Here is a 16,686-nt window from a genome sequence, read left to right as displayed (position 1 = left end):
ACTCTGATTAAACACACTACTGCAAAAGTTTAACCGAGTGAAAATATTTAAACACGACGTGTTATCATACTCACAGATTTATTATTCGGGCTTTTCGTGTGAGTTTTAATGCCACTTTTCCAGTGGGTTTGGCGGTTAACTGGCAAGCACCTTCTGGCATCACAATTCCTAATGCGCAGCTGAAAAACTGGCTGCTTGATACCGGTTCTTTAACTGAGCGGGTGCAGTCTTTAAGTAATCACTTCTCTTTAGAGCTACTAGGCCAGCATACGCAAATACCCCACGATAACGAACTATCGTTACTACACGCTAACGGTGAAACCAGCTATCAAGCCCGAGAAATTTTGCTATGTGGCGATCATCAGCAGTGGGTGTTTGCCCGTTCTATTATTCCTCAAGCGTTTGTAGATAGTGAGCTTTCAGGTCTGGGTCGAGAGCCTTTAGGTAAAAGATTGTTTAACGACACTAGGTTTACACGGTCAGCATTTCAATTATGTACTATGCCCGCCTCTCAATTTGGTATGGGCGGCAACCAAACCTTGTGGGGAAGGCGTTCGTTGTTTACGTTAGATAATTACAGCATGATAGTGGCAGAAGTTTTTCTTCCTGCATCTCCTGCGTATGGCGAAAGTGTCACAAGTAAAGTAGAAAGCGAAAAACAGTTATGAAGCACAATTGGAAGGCATACGCGCAACTTATGCGCCTAGACAAACCCGTAGGTATTTACTTGCTACTATGGCCAACGCTGTGGGCACTATTGATGGCTGCCCAAGGTTTACCGCCATTGGAGATAACCGTAATTTTTGTAGCCGGTGTGGTTGTTATGCGCTCTGCAGGGTGCGTTATAAATGACTATGCTGATAGAAACGTAGACGGGCGCGTAAAACGCACTACACAGCGCCTGCTGGCAACAGGAGAAGCTACACCAAAACAAGCGCTACAGTTATTTGGCGCACTTATCGTAATCGCATTTATCTTAGTGCTGTTTCTTAACTGGCAAACTATCGCGTTATCTGTCGTCGCGCTTATGCTTGCAGCAAGCTATCCCTTCATGAAGCGCTATACGCACTTGCCGCAGGTAGTATTAGGCGCAGCGTTTGGCTGGTCCATACCTATGGCTTTTATGGCCGTGCAAGAAACTGTACCAACGTACGCTTGGTGGTTGTTCATTGCTAACTTACTATGGACAGTCGCGTACGACACCATGTACGCCATGGTAGACCGCGACGACGATTTGCAAATAGGCGTTAAGTCTACCGCTATATTGTTCGGTAAAAACGACGTGCTAATTGTGATGTTGTTGCAGGCCTGCGCGCTAATAATATTGTGGTGTATAGGCTGCACAATTAATGCTACCTGGCCTTACTATACAGCCGTGCTGTTTTCCGCTTTGCTATGCGTGCGCCAATATCAGCTTATTAAACGCCGTCAGCGTGAGGGTTGTTTCACCGCGTTTATTGAAAACCACTACATTGGTTTAGCCATTACGCTTGGTACGGCGCTGCATTTTTATTTGGTTTGGTAAAACTTACCAACAGCAAATTTAGTAGCTATTTAGCGCTGGTATGGCCTTAAGAAATTACAGTACTAAAAGCCTACTCCAATCTGTACCCACGTCCCCTTATAACTTATTTATAGCCAGTCTAAAGTATTTACTCACTAAATGTTTTTAAAGTCGCGCACAAAATGTGCTACTAAGTGTTATACTTTAGGTGTCAAATGGAATCTATACGCATATATAAATTGAAGTGGTTCAAGAGGTGGGCGAATAAAGAAGGTTTATCAGACAGCTTGATAAAATTAGCAGTTGCGGAAATGCTAGAGGGGTTAGTTGACGCCGATTTAGGTGCAAACGTATATAAAAAGCGAATACCTCTTTTGGGGCAAGGCAAAAGTGGAAGTTTAAGAACCCTCATAGCTTTTCAAGTGGATAATAAAGCCTTTTTTATTTATGGCTTTTCCAAAAGCGCCCGCTCGAATGTTAGTGTTAAAGAAATGAAGTCTTTAAAACTCCTAGCTAAAGAGCTACTGAACTATAGCGAGGAAAAGCTTAAGAAAGCTATTGATTCAGGTAGTGTTGAAGAGGTGAGATAACATGAAAGAAAGCATTTTAGATGTGGTACACAGTACTGCAAAAGATTTAAGCGAAGCCGGAGTAATGGATAAGCAGACTATGCATCAGTTCGATGCATTATGTTTACCCAAACTCAAGCAATACGATGGACAGCGGATAAAAGCAATACGTGAGAAAGCAAGAGTAAGCCAAGCTGTTTTTGCCGCCTATTTAAACATCACGCCATCTACAATTAAGCAGTGGGAGCAGGGGAGCAAAAAGCCTCGAGGTACTTCTTTAAAGCTCTTGAGTCTTGTTGAGCAGAAAGGTTTAGAGATCTTGATGTAACGTTTCTTTTGTTCTGCGCCTTTGCAAAGGCAGAAGAGCATTTCTTTATTTCATCGATCCCAACAAAAAAGCGCCGTAAAGGCGCATTGTATTTTTGAAAGTAGTAAGTACTACTTTTCTGCTAGTTTCGCTTCAAGCTCGGCAATGCGGCTTTCCATTGCGTCTAGTTTTTCGCGAGTGCGAATAAGCACTTGGCTTTGAATGTCGAACTCTTCGCGAGTCACTAAATCTAGCTTCGACAGCTGCGATTGCAAAACCGTCTTCACTCGGCCTTCCGCTTCTTCAGCCATGTTTTTAACGCCTGGTGGTACAGCATCAGCAATTTGTTTCGCTAAATCTTCGAGTTTCTTCGGATCCAACATGGAATTCCCTTATAATGCGCAGCTCAAAATGTGAAAGCTATTCTATCGGTATCGACACGACATGCAATGAAAACCGTGTTGTGCCCAAATGTACGTTGTTTTAGGAATTAAATGAAACTAAATGAAGCTCAAGAATCTGCCGTAACCTATGTGTCGGGCCCATGTTTGGTGCTGGCAGGGGCGGGCAGTGGTAAAACCCGTGTAATTACCAACAAGATTGCTCATTTAGTCAGAAACTGCGATATGCCAGCACGCTATATTGCAGCGGTAACCTTTACCAACAAAGCAGCACGTGAAATGAAAGAGCGTGTGGCACAAACTTTGGGTAAGCCCGAAGCGCGCGGGTTAAAAGTATCAACTTTTCACACCATGGGCTTAACCATTATCAAAGCGCATGTGAAAGACCTCGGTCTAAAGCCCGGGTTCTCGCTGTTCGATGATAAAGACTCGTTTGCTCTGCTTAACGACCTAACGTCTGACACACTCGATGGTGATAAAGATCAGCTTCAGCTACTTCAAAGCTGCATTTCGAACTGGAAAAACGACCTTATCTTGCCCGATGCTTTATTAAAGTCGGCAACCAGTACGGGCGAGCGAGAATTTGCAGAGGCCTATAAGCGCTACCAAGACAATCTAAAAGCCTATAACGCACTAGATTTTGACGACCTTATTTTACTGCCCACGCTGCTTTTAAAAAGCAGCGAGGCCATTAGAGCAAAATGGCAAAGTAAAATTCGCTACCTGCTGGTGGATGAATACCAAGATACCAACACCAGTCAGTACGAGTTAGTTAAGCTATTGGTAGGGGAGCGTGCACGCTTCACCGTGGTTGGCGACGATGACCAGTCTATCTACTCATGGCGGGGGGCTAAGCCGCAAAACCTGCATCTGCTACAACAAGATTTTCCGCGCTTAAATGTCATTAAGCTACAGCAAAATTATCGCTCATCGGGGCGCATACTACATTGCGCCAACATTCTTATTCAGAACAACCCGCACTTGTTCGATAAAACCCTGTTCTCCGAGCTTCAATACGGCGAGCCGCTTAAAGTAATAGAAGCCAAAAACGAAGAACACGAAGGCGAGCGTGTAGTGGCAGAACTGCTGGCGCACAAGTTTATGAACCGCACCCAGTTTAAAGACTACGCCATTTTGTATCGTGGTAATCACCAAAGTCGTATCTTTGAAAAACTGCTAATGAGCAACCGCATTCCCTACAAAATTAGTGGCGGCATGAGTTTCTTCGGACGGGCCGAAGTAAAAGACGTTATGGCCTATTTACGGCTATTGGTAAACCAAGACGACGATAATGCCTTACTTCGCATAATCAACACGCCAGGGCGCGGTATAGGCCGTGCTACGCTAGAAAAATTGGGCAACTTTGCTAATAGCTTAGGTGTGTCTATGTTTGAAGCGGCCACGCACCCTAACTTAAACAGCGTATTGCCAGATAAAGCCTTTCACGCAGTCTCGAGTTTTTCGCGATGGATAGTTGAGCTTTCAGACAACGCCGAGCGAGGCAATACAGCAGACGCCGTGCGTACTATGATCCGCACCATGGGCTACGAAGAATGGCTTTATGAAACCAGCGCTAGCCCCAAAGCGGCTGAAATGGCAATGGCTAACGTCAGTACGCTATTTGGTTGGGTGAACGACATGCTTGAGGGCAATGACCTAGACCAGCCCATGACCCTTACCGAAGTGGTAAATCGCCTTATTCTGCGCGATATGATGGAGCGTGGTGAAGATGATGGGGAAGGGGACCAAGTTCAGTTAATGACCTTGCACGCATCGAAAGGCCTGGAGTTCCCGATTGTGTTCCTAGTAGGGATGGAAGAGGGCTTGTTACCCCACCAAAGCAGTGTTGATGAAGACAACGTTGAGGAAGAGCGCAGGTTGGCGTATGTAGGTATTACCCGTGCCCAGCGCGAACTTATCTTCAGCTTAGCCAAAGAGCGCCGTCAATTTGGTGAAGTCATCAGCCCTGAGCCAAGTCGTTTTTTGTTTGAACTGCCGGCCGATGACGTGCAGTGGGAAAACCAGAAGCCAAAAGCGACAAAAGAAGAGCGCCAGCAAAAAGCTCAAGTGGGCATCGCTAATCTTCGCGGCATTTTGGGAAAGAAGTAAAGTCTAAATATAAAGCGCTACCGTTAAGAGTAAGCACTTACTTTTAACTAGCTAGCGACGTCATATCCAGCACTTTGGCGTGCTTGAGTATTTTGCCCTGACCGTAAATGCATTCGATTTCATTAAGCGCGTCTAACTGCGCCTGTGAATCTACGCCCTCTGCAATAACCTGAAACTTCAAGTGCTCCGAAATAAGCATTACCGACTGAATCAGTTTTAAATTGCGCTGCGAGCGAGGAATAGATTTAACGAAGCGGTGATCAATCTTTATGAAATCGAAGGGGTAGGCGAACAGATAGCTAAGTGAGGCTAAACCGCTGCCAAAGTTATCAAGCACAAGGGTGACGCCAGCCCGTTTTAACTTTTTAATAGCGGGAAGAATAAACTGTGAACGGCGGTTTAAGTCGTTCTCATCAAACTCAAACACCAGTTGGCTTGGCGTTATATCGGCCGACTCGATAACATCAATCATTTGATTAACCATTGAGGCCTGTAGCAAATGATTAATCGACACATTCACCGCAATCTTGTTAATAGGATCGTCGGTGCCTTGATAATAGTTAATGAGTTCACAAGCTTTGGTTAGCTGAAATAAATCGAGATCTAGCGTTAAGCCGCTGTGCTCAGCCACTTGCCTAAACTGTTCTCTGGCTATTTTGCCGTAAGCTGGGTGCGACCAGCGAACATACATTTCTTTATATAGCGTACTTTTATCGTCTAGTTTAATAACAGGTTGCAAAAAGTAGTCGAATTCTTCTTCACGCAGCGCCCGTCGAAACTCATTTTCAAGTTCTAGCTCTTCAATAAGTCTGTCGCGCATGCTCTTATCGAACATAACAAAGCGGCCGCGACCAAGGGTTTTCGCTTGATACATGGCGGCGTCAGCATCACGTAGTACTTCATCGGCACTGCGATAATAGGTTTCAATGTGTGCAATACCTACACTAGCGCCGGAGTACATCTCTCGGCCATCCAATAAGAAGGGTTCAGAGATAGATGAAATAATACGGCTGGCCACCTCTTCAACGTCGTCTTCATCTTCAAAATTGTCGAGCAATACCACAAACTCATCGCCGCCTAAACGGGCCAACAGGTCGTGCCCGCGAATACAAAGAGCAATACGACGGGCGACTTCAATTAAGAACTCGTCGCCAGCATGATGGCCTAGGGTGTCGTTAATAACTTTAAAGCGATCTAAATCGATGAATAAAACCGCAAACATGTTTTCGCTGTAGCGCTGCTTGCTTGCTATAGCAAGCTCTAAGCGACTGGTAAACATAGCGCGGTTGGGTAAGTCGGTTAACGAGTCGTGATGGGCGTCGTGAATAAGCTTCAGCTCAATCTCTTTACGCTCTTCAATTTGCTGCTTTAGAAATTTGTTTGTGCGGTTAAGCTCGGCAGTGCGTTCTTTTACGCGTTCTTCAAGCTCTACGTTATACCGCTGCATCGACTCGGTATTGCGCTTGCGCTCTATGGCAACAGCAATATGATGCGACACAAAGCGTAAAAGCTCTTGGTCGCGGGCGTTGTACTTTGCGTGTTTGCCGTAAGTTTGCACGGCAATAACCCCGGCAATTTCGCCGTCTACAACTAGGGGAGAGCCCAGCCACGAGTTCGCACTGTTTAACATGTTCTGAGCAACAGACACATCCAAATCGCCAGACTCAGCTAACTCCAGTACTTTAGGCGGGTTTATTAACTCCGCTTGCCCCGTTCGCAATACAAACTCAGTTAGCCCTAAACCAAGCGGCCTAGCATTAATCTGGTCTTGCTTTGCATCGCTGAAATAAGGAAACTCAAGAAGGTCTTTTTCTTTATTGTGTATGGCTATGTAGCAGTTAGGTGCGCTTATCAGCCTTGCCAAAATCTCGTGCAAGCTCGAATAGAATGCATTCATATCCCCTTCAAGGTTGGCGGCGAGTTCAGAAATTTCAAAAAGTGCTTGCTGTAGCGACTCTACTTTTTGTCGTTCTAAAATTTCTTCTTGAAGGTCGTCGTTTATCTTTCGAAGTTGGCGGGTGCGTTCGCGGATGGTACTTTCGGTAAGTTCTCGGTTCTTTACTCTATCAACGGTGGTAACAATGTGCTGAGAGACAAAAAGCAAAACTTCTAAATCTTCTTGTGTGTAATGCACGCCCTCATCGTAGGTTTGCACCACCATCGCCCCGATAACTTGGCTTCCTCGTTTTAAAGGTACGCCTAAAAGTTCATAGGGTTGTGAACCCATAAATTTAATATCGTGTTCAGACGCAAAAATTTCTTCTTCGACACGTTTGTAGAAAAGGTGGTTACCGGTTCTAAGAATGAACCCCGTCATGCCATCCATTAACGACTCGGCGGGCAATTGGTGAACCGTTTGCTCGTCGAATTCATCTACAAAATGAGCGAAGTCGACAACGTGGTTTTCAGGTTCGTAGAAGGCAACAAAGAAGTTGTCGGCATTCATAAAATCAGCAATGATTTCGTGAATGGCAGAATAAAGGCGATTGAGGTGACTTACGGAACTGGCAAGCTCGGAAATATCAAAAAGCGCCTTCTGAACACGTTCAGCGCGCTTATATTTATCGGTGAGTTGCTGAAGCTGCGGTATAAGTTCGCGCAGTTCTTCTTCCGTCAACTCGTGTTGCGTCGAATCTTGTGACATTCCGCTCGCCAGTATAAAAGTAACGTTTACCCAACCAATTAAATTACCCGATAAGCAGGTAAAACGCTACTTTTTCCATCAACTTGTTGTGATTGTGTAGGTATTAAATACCTTCAATCATGTACTCGATAGCCGCTTTAATTTCGTCATCAGAACAGGTGCCGCATGTACCACGAGGTGGCATAGCGTTAATACCGTTCAGTGCGTTTTGCCAAACGCCATCAAGGCCGCGCTCGTCCAAACGAGGTTGCCAGTCTGCAGCGTTTTGAAGCTTAGGTGCGCCTAATACGCCTGCTGCGTGACATGCTACACACGCTGAGTTGTAAACGTCTTCACCAGACTTTGCTCCGCCAGCTGCGCCAGCACTACCTTCTGCCGCCGCGCCTGCAACGTGTACCTGACCTACCGGCTTAATGCGATCGGCAATTTCATCGTTACTCATTTCTTGTGCTTGTGCTGCAAAAACAGTTAGCGCAGTAGCAGCAACAGTTAACCAAGTCTTTAATTTCACATCTGTCTCCAGGCAATGATGAATTTGTTTAAAATATAACTGGCCAGATTATAACGGTAAATTGGGGCTGAACAACTATTTGAAGCCAATTACCTATAAAAAGTAAGGATTTTTAACAATCAAGCCAAGCTACCCGAAGAGATTTTAATAAATGAGTTGAAGCTAACCCTTGGCCTAAGTATTATTACGCCCCGTTTGCAGCATATGTGTTGACGCAGCGCTCTTGATGCAAGAGTGCATCACAGTAAACGCTCGGTGATTATCTCACTGGTTCTACAAACCGCCCTTAGCTCAGCTGGATAGAGCGCGGCCCTCCGGAGGCCGAGGTCAGAGGTTCGAATCCTCTAGGGCGGGCCATTACCTTTTCTAATGACCTATAAAGGAATAATCCCCTTAAGCGTTTCTATATCGGTATCGGGTACACCAGCCTCGGTAAAATAAGATATCCATTCATTAGTTAACGCTTGCACACTAGAAATGATTGTTTTGGCTTTTGCTTGAGAAAGTCCAAACCTTTTAGATTGAGACAGCGCATTTTCAAGCGTTCCTTCTCTGCCGTGAATCCCTATTCCAATTCCATGTTGGCGGGAATTGTTTATCGGCAATACGTCGTAGGCTGGAGATAAGCGCCAGTTTTTATCTGAGAAGGAATACAAGAACGCATGATTTCTGGAATGGTCATCAGTGTTACCCATTAAGATGTTAAAAACCATGCGTGTGTACAGTTCATGGGCATCTCTCGGCTCTGCTCCATGCTTCATTATAAACTCTGCCAAAGCACCATAACTATAATTCTCAGTTAATGCCTGATTCGTCAACTTTTCTTGGTTGATTAGGGAATTAGCACTTAAGAAATGGTGTGTTGGTCTATCAGCGTCACAGTCGAAGCGCTCTACTAATAATATGTCTTCTTGTTGGCTGTTCACTATAGACGTGGCTGCAACTCTAACGTCCAGTTCTTCTAGCATTGTCATTGTTGCATGTTCTACTAAACATACGTTGTATAAATCATCTGGACGGTTGAATTTCGCTAAGTAATTTATACCACTGTCTTCAACCAGTGTTTTAGGTCGGGCGCCACCCATACTGGACCCGTATTCAAATGCTTTTTTGACTTCCTTAGGAATGTCTTCATTTTTTAAAATTGCCCTCTTTCCCTGCAAAAGCATAGGGATATCGCCAAGCGTATTCTTATTCTTCTTTGGCTTACTTGCACTTCTAGATAAGCTAAAAGTAAGTGCGCCAACACCCATCCCAGAACCAGCCAGAACGAGTTCTAGGTCATTGTTAGGCTTAGTTGAGTGCAGTGACAAAATAAGCCTTTTACCCCAGCTATCTGCACCAGCATCTAAGATAGCGCCAAACATTCCTTTATTTACTCTAGTAATAAACTGATTGCTAAGTAGGGGAAGGGAAGTGGATCTAGAGGGAATGCATCATCCCTTTGTAGGTAGCTTTGTCCATATCGAAACTTCCCGATATTAGTCTTCGGATCTAACTCAACAACGCCACATATAACCGGGTTATTTTCGAGTCCATCGATAAAGACATAAGCTCTAGAAGTCATTAGGCAGTTCCTTTTCTACGAGTGAGCTTTTTCTCAACGGGTTATTGCTTACTAACTCGTACTCTTTCTCAATAGTTTCAATAAGGGGGTCAAGCACTTCGAGTTGATCTAACACGGTAAACAATGTATCGGAATTAATGCCTTTTCCTCGCTCTAACCTGCTAATGGTATTTTTGCTTGTGCCGGTTCTAAGCGCTAACTCTTCTTGATCCATAGAAGCGGCTCTCGCTTGCTTTACGAGGTTGCCGAGTAGTTTTTTCGTGTATTCAACTTTACTCATAAAACACCAAATATAGCTATTAGTGACGTAATTCTTTAAGTATGGCTATTTAATCATAAATGTCAATTAACTAATCATATATGGTGTTTAAAGTAATAAAGTTCCAAATTTGATGTATTGATTGCGGTCAGAACCTTCACTTTCCTCCTCTAGGCAGCACTTATTGACCGAAGGACTATTTCTTTCTAATACTCAGTGCGCTTTCCAATCTAATGCAACATCAAAGTCATACCAACGCATAGCAAAGTCGCTATACTGTTTTTCACTACTTTCATTTTTAAAGCGGTTCAACAGGTCTTTCATGTCGCCTCAACCATCGAATACCCCCAGTTTTGCTCAGTCACTGCTTTGTTTTAGCGTTATTGTCGCGCTAATAGCAGGCGGTCTGTTTGGCTTAGGCATAAGCTTACATGCATTAATTTTCCTGTGTCTGCTTTGGGCTGGGGGTAATGCCTTTAGTTTGGGGTACACGTACCTGCAAATTCGCGAATTAATGACAAGCGCATTAACGCGGGCGATGCCGGCAATTTATATCTTCATTTTAATTGGTATGGTTATCGCCAGCTTTATGCAAAGCGGCACTATTTCAACCCTCATTTATTATGGGTTAAGTTGGCTAAATCCCAGTGTGTTTCTAGCGGTGGGATTAATACTGTGTGCGATAATGTCGGTGTCAACGGGTACATCGTGGGGTACGGTGGGGACTATGGGCGTAGTGCTAATGGGCATTGGCGAAGCCATGAACATACCACTGCCCATTGTGGCGGCCATGGTGGTATGCGGTGCAACCTTTGGCGATAAAATGTCACCGGTTTCTGATACTACCAACCTTGCGGCCATGAGTGCGGGCACTAACCTTTATCGGCATATGTACGCCATGTTGTTAACTACACTGCCTAGCTTTCTTCTCACCTTCGTTATTTTCTTGGCATTAGGGTTCAGTTACGCAAACCAGAATTTAAATGTGGAACATGTAGTTGAAATTAAAGCCGCGCTTGCCAGCCACTATAACCTTGCACCCTACATAACACTGTTACCCTTGGTATTGCTTACAGTGCTAAGCATCAAAAAAGTACCTGCTGAAGTAACCATGTCGTGCAGCATTTTGCTTGCCGTAATCATCGCTATTTTTTACCAAGATACCAACACCATTAGCGTTCTCAATGTACTGTGGGAAAACACCCCACAAAACACGGGTATCGAAAACTTAGATGCGCTTTTAGGTAGGGGCGGCATCAGCAGCATGAGTTGGACGCTGTTCCTTGCCCTAATGGCAATCGCACTAGGCGGCATATTGCACGGCGCAGGTTTTTTAGCTGCTTTACTGGCAGGCATTATCGACAAGGTGAAGCGAACAGCAAGCTTAATAGCGGTAACCATAGCTTCTGGCTTTTTGGGCAATGTGGCTATGGGCGAAGCCTACATCTCAATCATCTTAAACTGCCAACTATTTAAACCAAAATATGAACAGCAGAACCTTGACCCTGCCGTGCTATCAAGGTCGGTAGAAGAAGGCGCAACCATGACCACAGGGCTTATTCCGTGGACAACCGCCGGAGCGTTCTACTCTGCTACCCTAGGCGTTGACGTGCTCGATTACGCGCCCTATGCTTTTTTCAATTACCTAAACGGCGTTATTGCAGTGATCATGGCCGCACTGGGGGTAGGTTTATTGAAAGGAAAAACTGCAAATCGTTAAATGAGCTATTTTCACTTTTGTGAGTGGCTGCCACGTTTATCCCCTTAAAGGGATAATTACGACTTTATACCCACTAGGGGATAAAGCCGCAAAGGCAGTTATGCTTTAAGCCGCTTTTGGCTTCAGCCAATGCTGCGCCAACATGCCAACAACCATAGCACCTACAAACAACAGCACATCAGTTTGAAGCGACGCGATGGCAACCACGGCGGGGCCTGGGCAAAAGCCGCTAATACCCCAGCCAATACCAAAAGCCGCAGAGCCTAAAATTAACTTAGCGTCGATAGTTGTGCTGGTTGGAATATCAAACTTATCGGCAAACAAAGGCTTGTTGCGCTTGCGCACCCAATACATACCTGGCGCTGCAACTAAAATAGCGCCGCCCATTACAAACGCTAATGTGGCATCCCAATTTGAACTGAAATCTAAAAAGTTAAGCACGCGGGCAGGGTTGCTCATACCCGATATAAGAAGGCCAAAGCCAAATAAAAGCCCACAAATTAGCGAGGCGATAATTACTCTCATAGGTTGTCTCCTCAGTTAACTTACAGGTGTCTGATAATTGTGGTGGTAATAATTGCCGCACCCATAAAGGTAAGCGTTGCCACAATAGAGCGGGGGGATAATCGCGATAAGCCTGCCACGCCATGGCCCGACGTACAGCCACAGCCAAGGCGTGTACCGAAGCCTACTAATAAGCCCGCTACTACCAACCACGCCGACCCCATTTGAGTTTGTACCTGCATACCGCCGGTAAAGGCAATATAAAGCACGGCAGACAAAACAATGCCTGCTAAAAAGGCCAGCCGCCAGTAACGCTCTGAACCTTGTTGCGTCATCGCGCCTGCTGCAATACCTGATATGCCTGCAATACGACCAAGGGTATATAGCAGCAATACCACTGACGCACCAATAAGCAGTCCGCCGGCCAAACCGCCTAACGGCTCAAAGGGTGTTGTCGTCCAGTTTTCCAATTTTCTCTCCTAAATCTACCCGTGCGATGCCCAAGTTAAATGACGCTATCGCGAATAAACACAGTACAAATAGAAGCCTTAAAAAACTTCTACTCAACTTCTATAAAATCGATGGCAAGGTGCATCGCTAATGCACCTTCTCTGTCTTTTACCAAATCATGAAGCGTAAATTGATCAAGCTCGCTTATAAATTTATCCGCAGCGTCTTGAAGAATTGTCTTCAAGCGACATGTTGGCGAAATAACACATTTATTCGTTGGCGATGCAAAACACTCAGCTAACGCTACATCTTCAACAGTTAATCTAAAAACCTCGCCTATGTTTATTAGGTTGGCTTCTTTCGCCAACCGAATGCCGCCACCGCGCCCTTTCGTACCAATGATATATCCCTGGTCAATTAGCAAAGTGATGACCTTTTTTAAGTGATTGAAAGACACAAAGTACGCGTCTGCTATTTCACTGGTCTTTACAGTTTGGTTTTTGCGTAGCGCGAGATAGATCAAAACGCGAAACGCTAAATTAGTAAAAGTATTGATTTTCATGGGATATCTAAAAAAACGATTAACGTAATCTAGCAATTTTACAGCACCCTGAAAATTAAATATATATTTGGAATATACTTTATTGTATATTTTGTTCTATCATATAACAAAATGAAATAAGGTGTCGATATGATTATTCTTGGCTACATCGCTGCTGTTCTTATGGGAATGGTTTTAGGCGTAATAGGTGGAGGGGGTTCTATCCTCACCGTGCCTATCCTCGTTTACTTAATGGGCGTCACGCCTGATATCGCTACCGGCTATTCTTTGCTTATTGTGGGTGCCACAGCCGCATTCGGCGCAGTAAGGTATTTCAAAGAAGGTCTAGTAGACGTTAAAGCGTCTATTTTATTTGCCGTGCCTTCCATCATTGCTGTTTATCTTTCAAGGGCCTACCTAATGCCCGCCATTCCCGAAACTATTTCTTTTCAATCGCTAACCATAGATAAGAACCTGGGCATCATGGTGCTCTTTGCTGCACTGATGTTGGCCTCGGCCGCCATGATGTTGAAAAAGGCTTATAGCAAATCGGGCCCGGTAGCAGATGTCGTTGAGAAAAAACAACCTAACGTAGGGTTGATAGTTATTGAAGGCGCAGTGGTGGGAATTATCACCGGCATACTCGGCGCGGGTGGGGGCTTTCTTATCATACCTGCTTTGGTACTTATTTTAGGCATGCCCATGAAAAACGCGGTGGGCGCGTCTTTATTCATTATCGCCTTAAAGTCGTTGCTTGGCTTCGTAGGCGACCTACAAACCGGAATTCAATTGGAGATGCCTTTGCTGCCGCTTATGTTGGTAGCCACGTTTATTGGGATGGCAGTCTCCACGAAGGTAGCGGGAAAACTAGATGGTGCAGCTTTGCAGAAGTTCTTTGCATTTTTCACTCTAGTTATTGCCGTTTTTATCATGACCAAAGAGCTTCTTTAGGAGAACACCCATGAACGTTGAAACATTTTACGATAACAAAACGGCCACGTTTACCTACGTGCTATTCGACCCCGCTTCCAAAGAGTGTGGCGTGATAGACTCGGTTGCTGACTACGATATCTTTTCGGGTCGCGCGTCAATGGAAAGCGCCGACAAGGTTATCGACTTCATCAACCAAAAACAGCTTACTAATAAGTGGATTCTAGAAACCCACGTACACGCCGACCACATTACGGCTGCGCACTACTTAAAGTCTAAAATTGGCGGCAAAATTGGTATTGGCTCAGGTATTAAAACGGTGCTAAATACCTGGCTAGATGTATTTGAAACGGCCAACGACACGCCAAGCGATGGCAGTCAGTTCGATGTGCTGTTCGAAGAAGGCGACACGTTCAATATCGGCGAATATGAAGTGACAGTATGGCATACGCCGGGGCATACCCCAGCCTGTGCAAGCTTCTTAGTAGACGGCAAAATATTTGTGGGCGACACCATGTTTGCCCCCAACTTAGGTACAGCACGATGCGACTTCCCGGGTGGCAGTGCAGAGCAACTTTACAACACCATTCAGCGCTTCTTCACCCTGCCTGACGACACCACTGTTTATCTTGGTCACGACTATCCCAAAGAAGGTACAGCGCCGCTATCAACAGTATCTATCAAAGAAGCCAAGGAAACGAACAAGCAAATTCGCCCAGAAGTTACGCTTCAGGAATATGTGGAAAAACGCGAGGCAAGAGATGCAACCCTTGCGGTACCCAAACTACTGTTACCCGCTATTCAAGCAAACCTTCGAAACGGCCAGTTTGGCGAGAAATCTGAAGGCGGTAAGCAGTTCATTAAAATTCCTGTAAATGCCATTTGAAGGGGTGAGTTATGCAATACGCCAACGTAACACAACAGCTATCTGTCTGCCCTCAAATCTCAGTGGATGAGCTTGAGGCAATAAAAGCAGCAGGGTTCAAATCTATTATTTGTAACCGCCCTGACGGTGAAGGTGCAGACCAGCCCACCTTTGCTGAAATAGAAGCAAAAGCATCCTCATTGGGCATGCCCTGCGTGTATCAGCCAGTAGTTAGCGGAAAAGTAACTCAGCAAGACGCAATAAAATTTGAAGCGAACTTACAAAAGTTAGAAGGCCCGGTATTTGCCTACTGCAGAACAGGCACGCGCTCTATTACGCTATGGGCAATGACCGCAACCAAAACCCTTTCTTATGAAGAGATACTCGGTCTTTCACAAAAAGCCGGCTACGACCTAAGCGGGGTAGTGCGACGCCTAAAAAACGGCGGCGAAACGCCCAGTGATCATGCCGATCACTCTCATGCTGTAGTGATAGTAGGGGCGGGCGCGGGTGGTGTTGCTGTAGCATCAAGTTTGAAATCGCGATGCCCAGATTTAGATATTGCCATAGTAGAGCCTAACGAAGTGCACTACTACCAGCCAGGCTGGACGCTAGTAGGCGGGGGCGTATTTAACGCCAACGACACGGTGCGCACCGTGGCTTCCATTATTCCTAATGATGTTAAATGGATTAAAGCCGGCGTAGCAGCCTTTGCGCCAAAAGAAAACATGATAGTGGTAGACGGCTGCCGCACCATTAAATACGAACACTTAGTGGTATGCCCAGGTATTAAGCTTGATTGGAATAAGGTGGAAGGCTTAAGCGAAACCCTAGGCGAAAATGGTGTGACATCAAACTACCGTTTTGACTTGGCGCCATACACATGGGAATTGGTGAAAAACCTTAAAAAAGGGAAGGCAGTATTTACACAACCGCCAATGCCAATTAAGTGTGCAGGTGCGCCGCAAAAAGCCATGTATATGTCTTGCGACCACTGGTTTAAAGAAGGCGTGCTAGATAATATTAACGTTGAATTCTACAACACGGGTGCCGTACTTTTTGGTGTAAAAGAATACGTGCCTGCACTTATGGAATACATTAAGAAGTACCACGCAAACCTTAACTTTGAACACCAGTTGGTAAAGGTTGATGGCAAAGCAAAAGTGGCTTCATTCAAGAAGGTGGCAGACCCAGACGCACCGCTTGTTGAAACTGAGTTCGACATGCTGCACGCGGTTCCGCCCCAGTCTCCGCCTGACTTCATTAAAGTCAGCCCTATTGTAGATGCTAATGGCTGGATTGATGTCGACCAGTCAACGCTACAACACAAGTCGTTCCCAAACATCTTTGCCCTCGGTGACGCAATAAACGCCCCTAATGCAAAAACGGCGGCAGCTGCGCGTATGCAAGCGCCGGTGGTTGCCAACAACTTGCTTTACGAGCGTGGTGTACAAACAGATAAAGCCATTTACAACGGTTATGGCAGCTGCCCGCTAACTGTAGAGCGAGGTAAAGTGATATTAGCCGAATTTGGCTATGGCGGGAAAATACTTAACAGCATGCCAACGTGGGTACTCGATGGCACGAAGCCGTCACGCCTAGCATGGTATTTAAAAGAAAAGTTGCTGCCCCCCATTTATTGGGAAGGTATGCTGAAAGGCAGAGAATGGCTGGTTAAACCAGAAACTCAGCATATTAATAAGTAACTCGCCATTAAATTCGACAGGAAGCTTTAGCCCGTTAGAAAGGCTAAAGCTTTTTTGTTTGCCCAGCGAAGCTGGCAAACCCGTCAGGTTGAAAGAAAC

Annotated in this window: 17 protein-coding genes and 1 tRNA gene; 10 read left to right on the top strand and 8 right to left on the bottom strand. The window is 45.3% G+C overall.

The features are described 5' to 3' along the window. Window positions 1-98: 98 nt before the first annotated feature. The 4 genes from ACX5J7_RS09855 to ACX5J7_RS09840 all read left to right on the top strand — a co-directional run bounded on the left by ACX5J7_RS09855 (window position 99) and on the right by ACX5J7_RS09840 (window position 2,401). Window positions 99-668: a chorismate--pyruvate lyase family protein gene (locus ACX5J7_RS09855; RefSeq protein WP_015065863.1), complete on the top strand. Its 570-nt coding sequence runs from the start codon at window positions 99-101 to the stop codon at window positions 666-668. After that, a complete protein-coding gene (gene ubiA, locus ACX5J7_RS09850; RefSeq protein WP_012516592.1) occupies window positions 665-1,525 on the top strand; it encodes a 4-hydroxybenzoate octaprenyltransferase in 861 nt (286 codons plus the stop codon). The genes ACX5J7_RS09855 and ubiA overlap by 4 nt, the downstream gene beginning before the upstream one ends. 194 nt (window positions 1,526-1,719) lie before the next feature. Continuing rightward, complete coding sequence (locus ACX5J7_RS09845) at window positions 1,720-2,094, top strand: type II toxin-antitoxin system RelE/ParE family toxin (protein ID WP_012516593.1); 375 nt, start codon at window positions 1,720-1,722, stop codon at window positions 2,092-2,094. A gap of 1 nt (window position 2,095) precedes the next feature. Beyond that, a complete protein-coding gene (locus ACX5J7_RS09840; RefSeq protein WP_012516594.1) occupies window positions 2,096-2,401 on the top strand; it encodes a helix-turn-helix domain-containing protein in 306 nt (101 codons plus the stop codon). 110 nt (window positions 2,402-2,511) lie between these two features. On the opposite strand, the gene ubiK is transcribed toward ACX5J7_RS09840, so the two are convergent. Then, window positions 2,512-2,763, bottom strand: a complete 252-nt coding sequence (ubiK, locus tag ACX5J7_RS09835) for a ubiquinone biosynthesis accessory factor UbiK (RefSeq protein ID WP_012516595.1) — start codon at window positions 2,761-2,763, stop codon at window positions 2,512-2,514. A gap of 111 nt (window positions 2,764-2,874) precedes the next feature. On the opposite strand from ubiK, the gene rep reads away from it, so the two are divergent. Next, a complete protein-coding gene (gene rep, locus ACX5J7_RS09830; RefSeq protein WP_474370022.1) occupies window positions 2,875-4,890 on the top strand; it encodes a DNA helicase Rep in 2,016 nt (671 codons plus the stop codon). Between the two features lie 43 nt (window positions 4,891-4,933). On the opposite strand, the gene ACX5J7_RS09825 is transcribed toward rep, so the two are convergent. After that, entirely contained in the window at window positions 4,934-7,534 is a 2,601-nt protein-coding gene (locus ACX5J7_RS09825) for a sensor domain-containing phosphodiesterase (RefSeq protein ID WP_015065864.1), read from the bottom strand. Window positions 7,535-7,637: 103 nt separating this feature from the next. Next, window positions 7,638-8,045, bottom strand: coding sequence for a c-type cytochrome (locus ACX5J7_RS09820; protein ID WP_012516598.1), 408 nt, complete (start codon window positions 8,043-8,045; stop codon window positions 7,638-7,640). A 280-nt stretch (window positions 8,046-8,325) separates the two neighbouring features. Between ACX5J7_RS09820 and ACX5J7_RS09815 the strand changes: the two genes are divergently transcribed. Continuing rightward, window positions 8,326-8,402 (top strand) — tRNA-Arg (locus tag ACX5J7_RS09815). A 17-nt stretch (window positions 8,403-8,419) separates the two neighbouring features. On the opposite strand, the gene ACX5J7_RS09810 is transcribed toward ACX5J7_RS09815, so the two are convergent. Then, window positions 8,420-9,412, bottom strand: a complete 993-nt coding sequence (locus ACX5J7_RS09810) for a type II toxin-antitoxin system HipA family toxin (protein WP_498707010.1) — start codon at window positions 9,410-9,412, stop codon at window positions 8,420-8,422. 189 nt (window positions 9,413-9,601) lie between these two features. Then, complete coding sequence (locus ACX5J7_RS09805; RefSeq protein WP_012516600.1) at window positions 9,602-9,892, bottom strand: helix-turn-helix domain-containing protein; 291 nt, start codon at window positions 9,890-9,892, stop codon at window positions 9,602-9,604. A 301-nt stretch (window positions 9,893-10,193) separates the two neighbouring features. Here ACX5J7_RS09805 and nhaC point away from each other — a divergent pair, with 301 nt between their 5' ends. After that, window positions 10,194-11,591, top strand: coding sequence for a Na+/H+ antiporter NhaC (gene nhaC, locus ACX5J7_RS09800; protein ID WP_278384372.1), 1,398 nt, complete (start codon window positions 10,194-10,196; stop codon window positions 11,589-11,591). A 105-nt stretch (window positions 11,592-11,696) separates the two neighbouring features. On the opposite strand, the gene ACX5J7_RS09795 is transcribed toward nhaC, so the two are convergent. From ACX5J7_RS09795 to ACX5J7_RS09785, 3 genes are all read right to left on the bottom strand, one after another. Next, complete coding sequence (locus ACX5J7_RS09795) at window positions 11,697-12,116, bottom strand: YeeE/YedE family protein (RefSeq protein WP_012516603.1); 420 nt, start codon at window positions 12,114-12,116, stop codon at window positions 11,697-11,699. A gap of 20 nt (window positions 12,117-12,136) precedes the next feature. Further along, complete coding sequence (locus ACX5J7_RS09790; protein ID WP_498707007.1) at window positions 12,137-12,565, bottom strand: YeeE/YedE family protein; 429 nt, start codon at window positions 12,563-12,565, stop codon at window positions 12,137-12,139. 89 nt (window positions 12,566-12,654) lie between these two features. Next, entirely contained in the window at window positions 12,655-13,107 is a 453-nt protein-coding gene (locus ACX5J7_RS09785; protein WP_071950432.1) for an RrF2 family transcriptional regulator, read from the bottom strand. Window positions 13,108-13,236: 129 nt separating this feature from the next. On the opposite strand from ACX5J7_RS09785, the gene ACX5J7_RS09780 reads away from it, so the two are divergent. Genes ACX5J7_RS09780 through ACX5J7_RS09770 form a run of 3 tightly spaced genes read left to right on the top strand, consistent with a single transcriptional unit; the run spans window position 13,237 to window position 16,587 of the window. After that, entirely contained in the window at window positions 13,237-14,037 is an 801-nt protein-coding gene (locus ACX5J7_RS09780; protein WP_485165384.1) for a sulfite exporter TauE/SafE family protein, read from the top strand. 10 nt (window positions 14,038-14,047) lie between these two features. Beyond that, complete coding sequence (locus ACX5J7_RS09775) at window positions 14,048-14,902, top strand: MBL fold metallo-hydrolase (RefSeq protein ID WP_012516607.1); 855 nt, start codon at window positions 14,048-14,050, stop codon at window positions 14,900-14,902. A gap of 11 nt (window positions 14,903-14,913) precedes the next feature. Then, window positions 14,914-16,587, top strand: coding sequence for a bifunctional protein tyrosine phosphatase family protein/NAD(P)/FAD-dependent oxidoreductase (locus ACX5J7_RS09770; protein ID WP_498707003.1), 1,674 nt, complete (start codon window positions 14,914-14,916; stop codon window positions 16,585-16,587). The last annotated feature ends 99 nt before the right edge of the window (window positions 16,588-16,686 follow it).

Source organism: Alteromonas infernus (assembly GCF_902705815.1).
The sequence above is the reverse complement of the archived record's forward strand: the minus strand, read 5'-3'. Positions and strand labels throughout refer to the sequence as shown.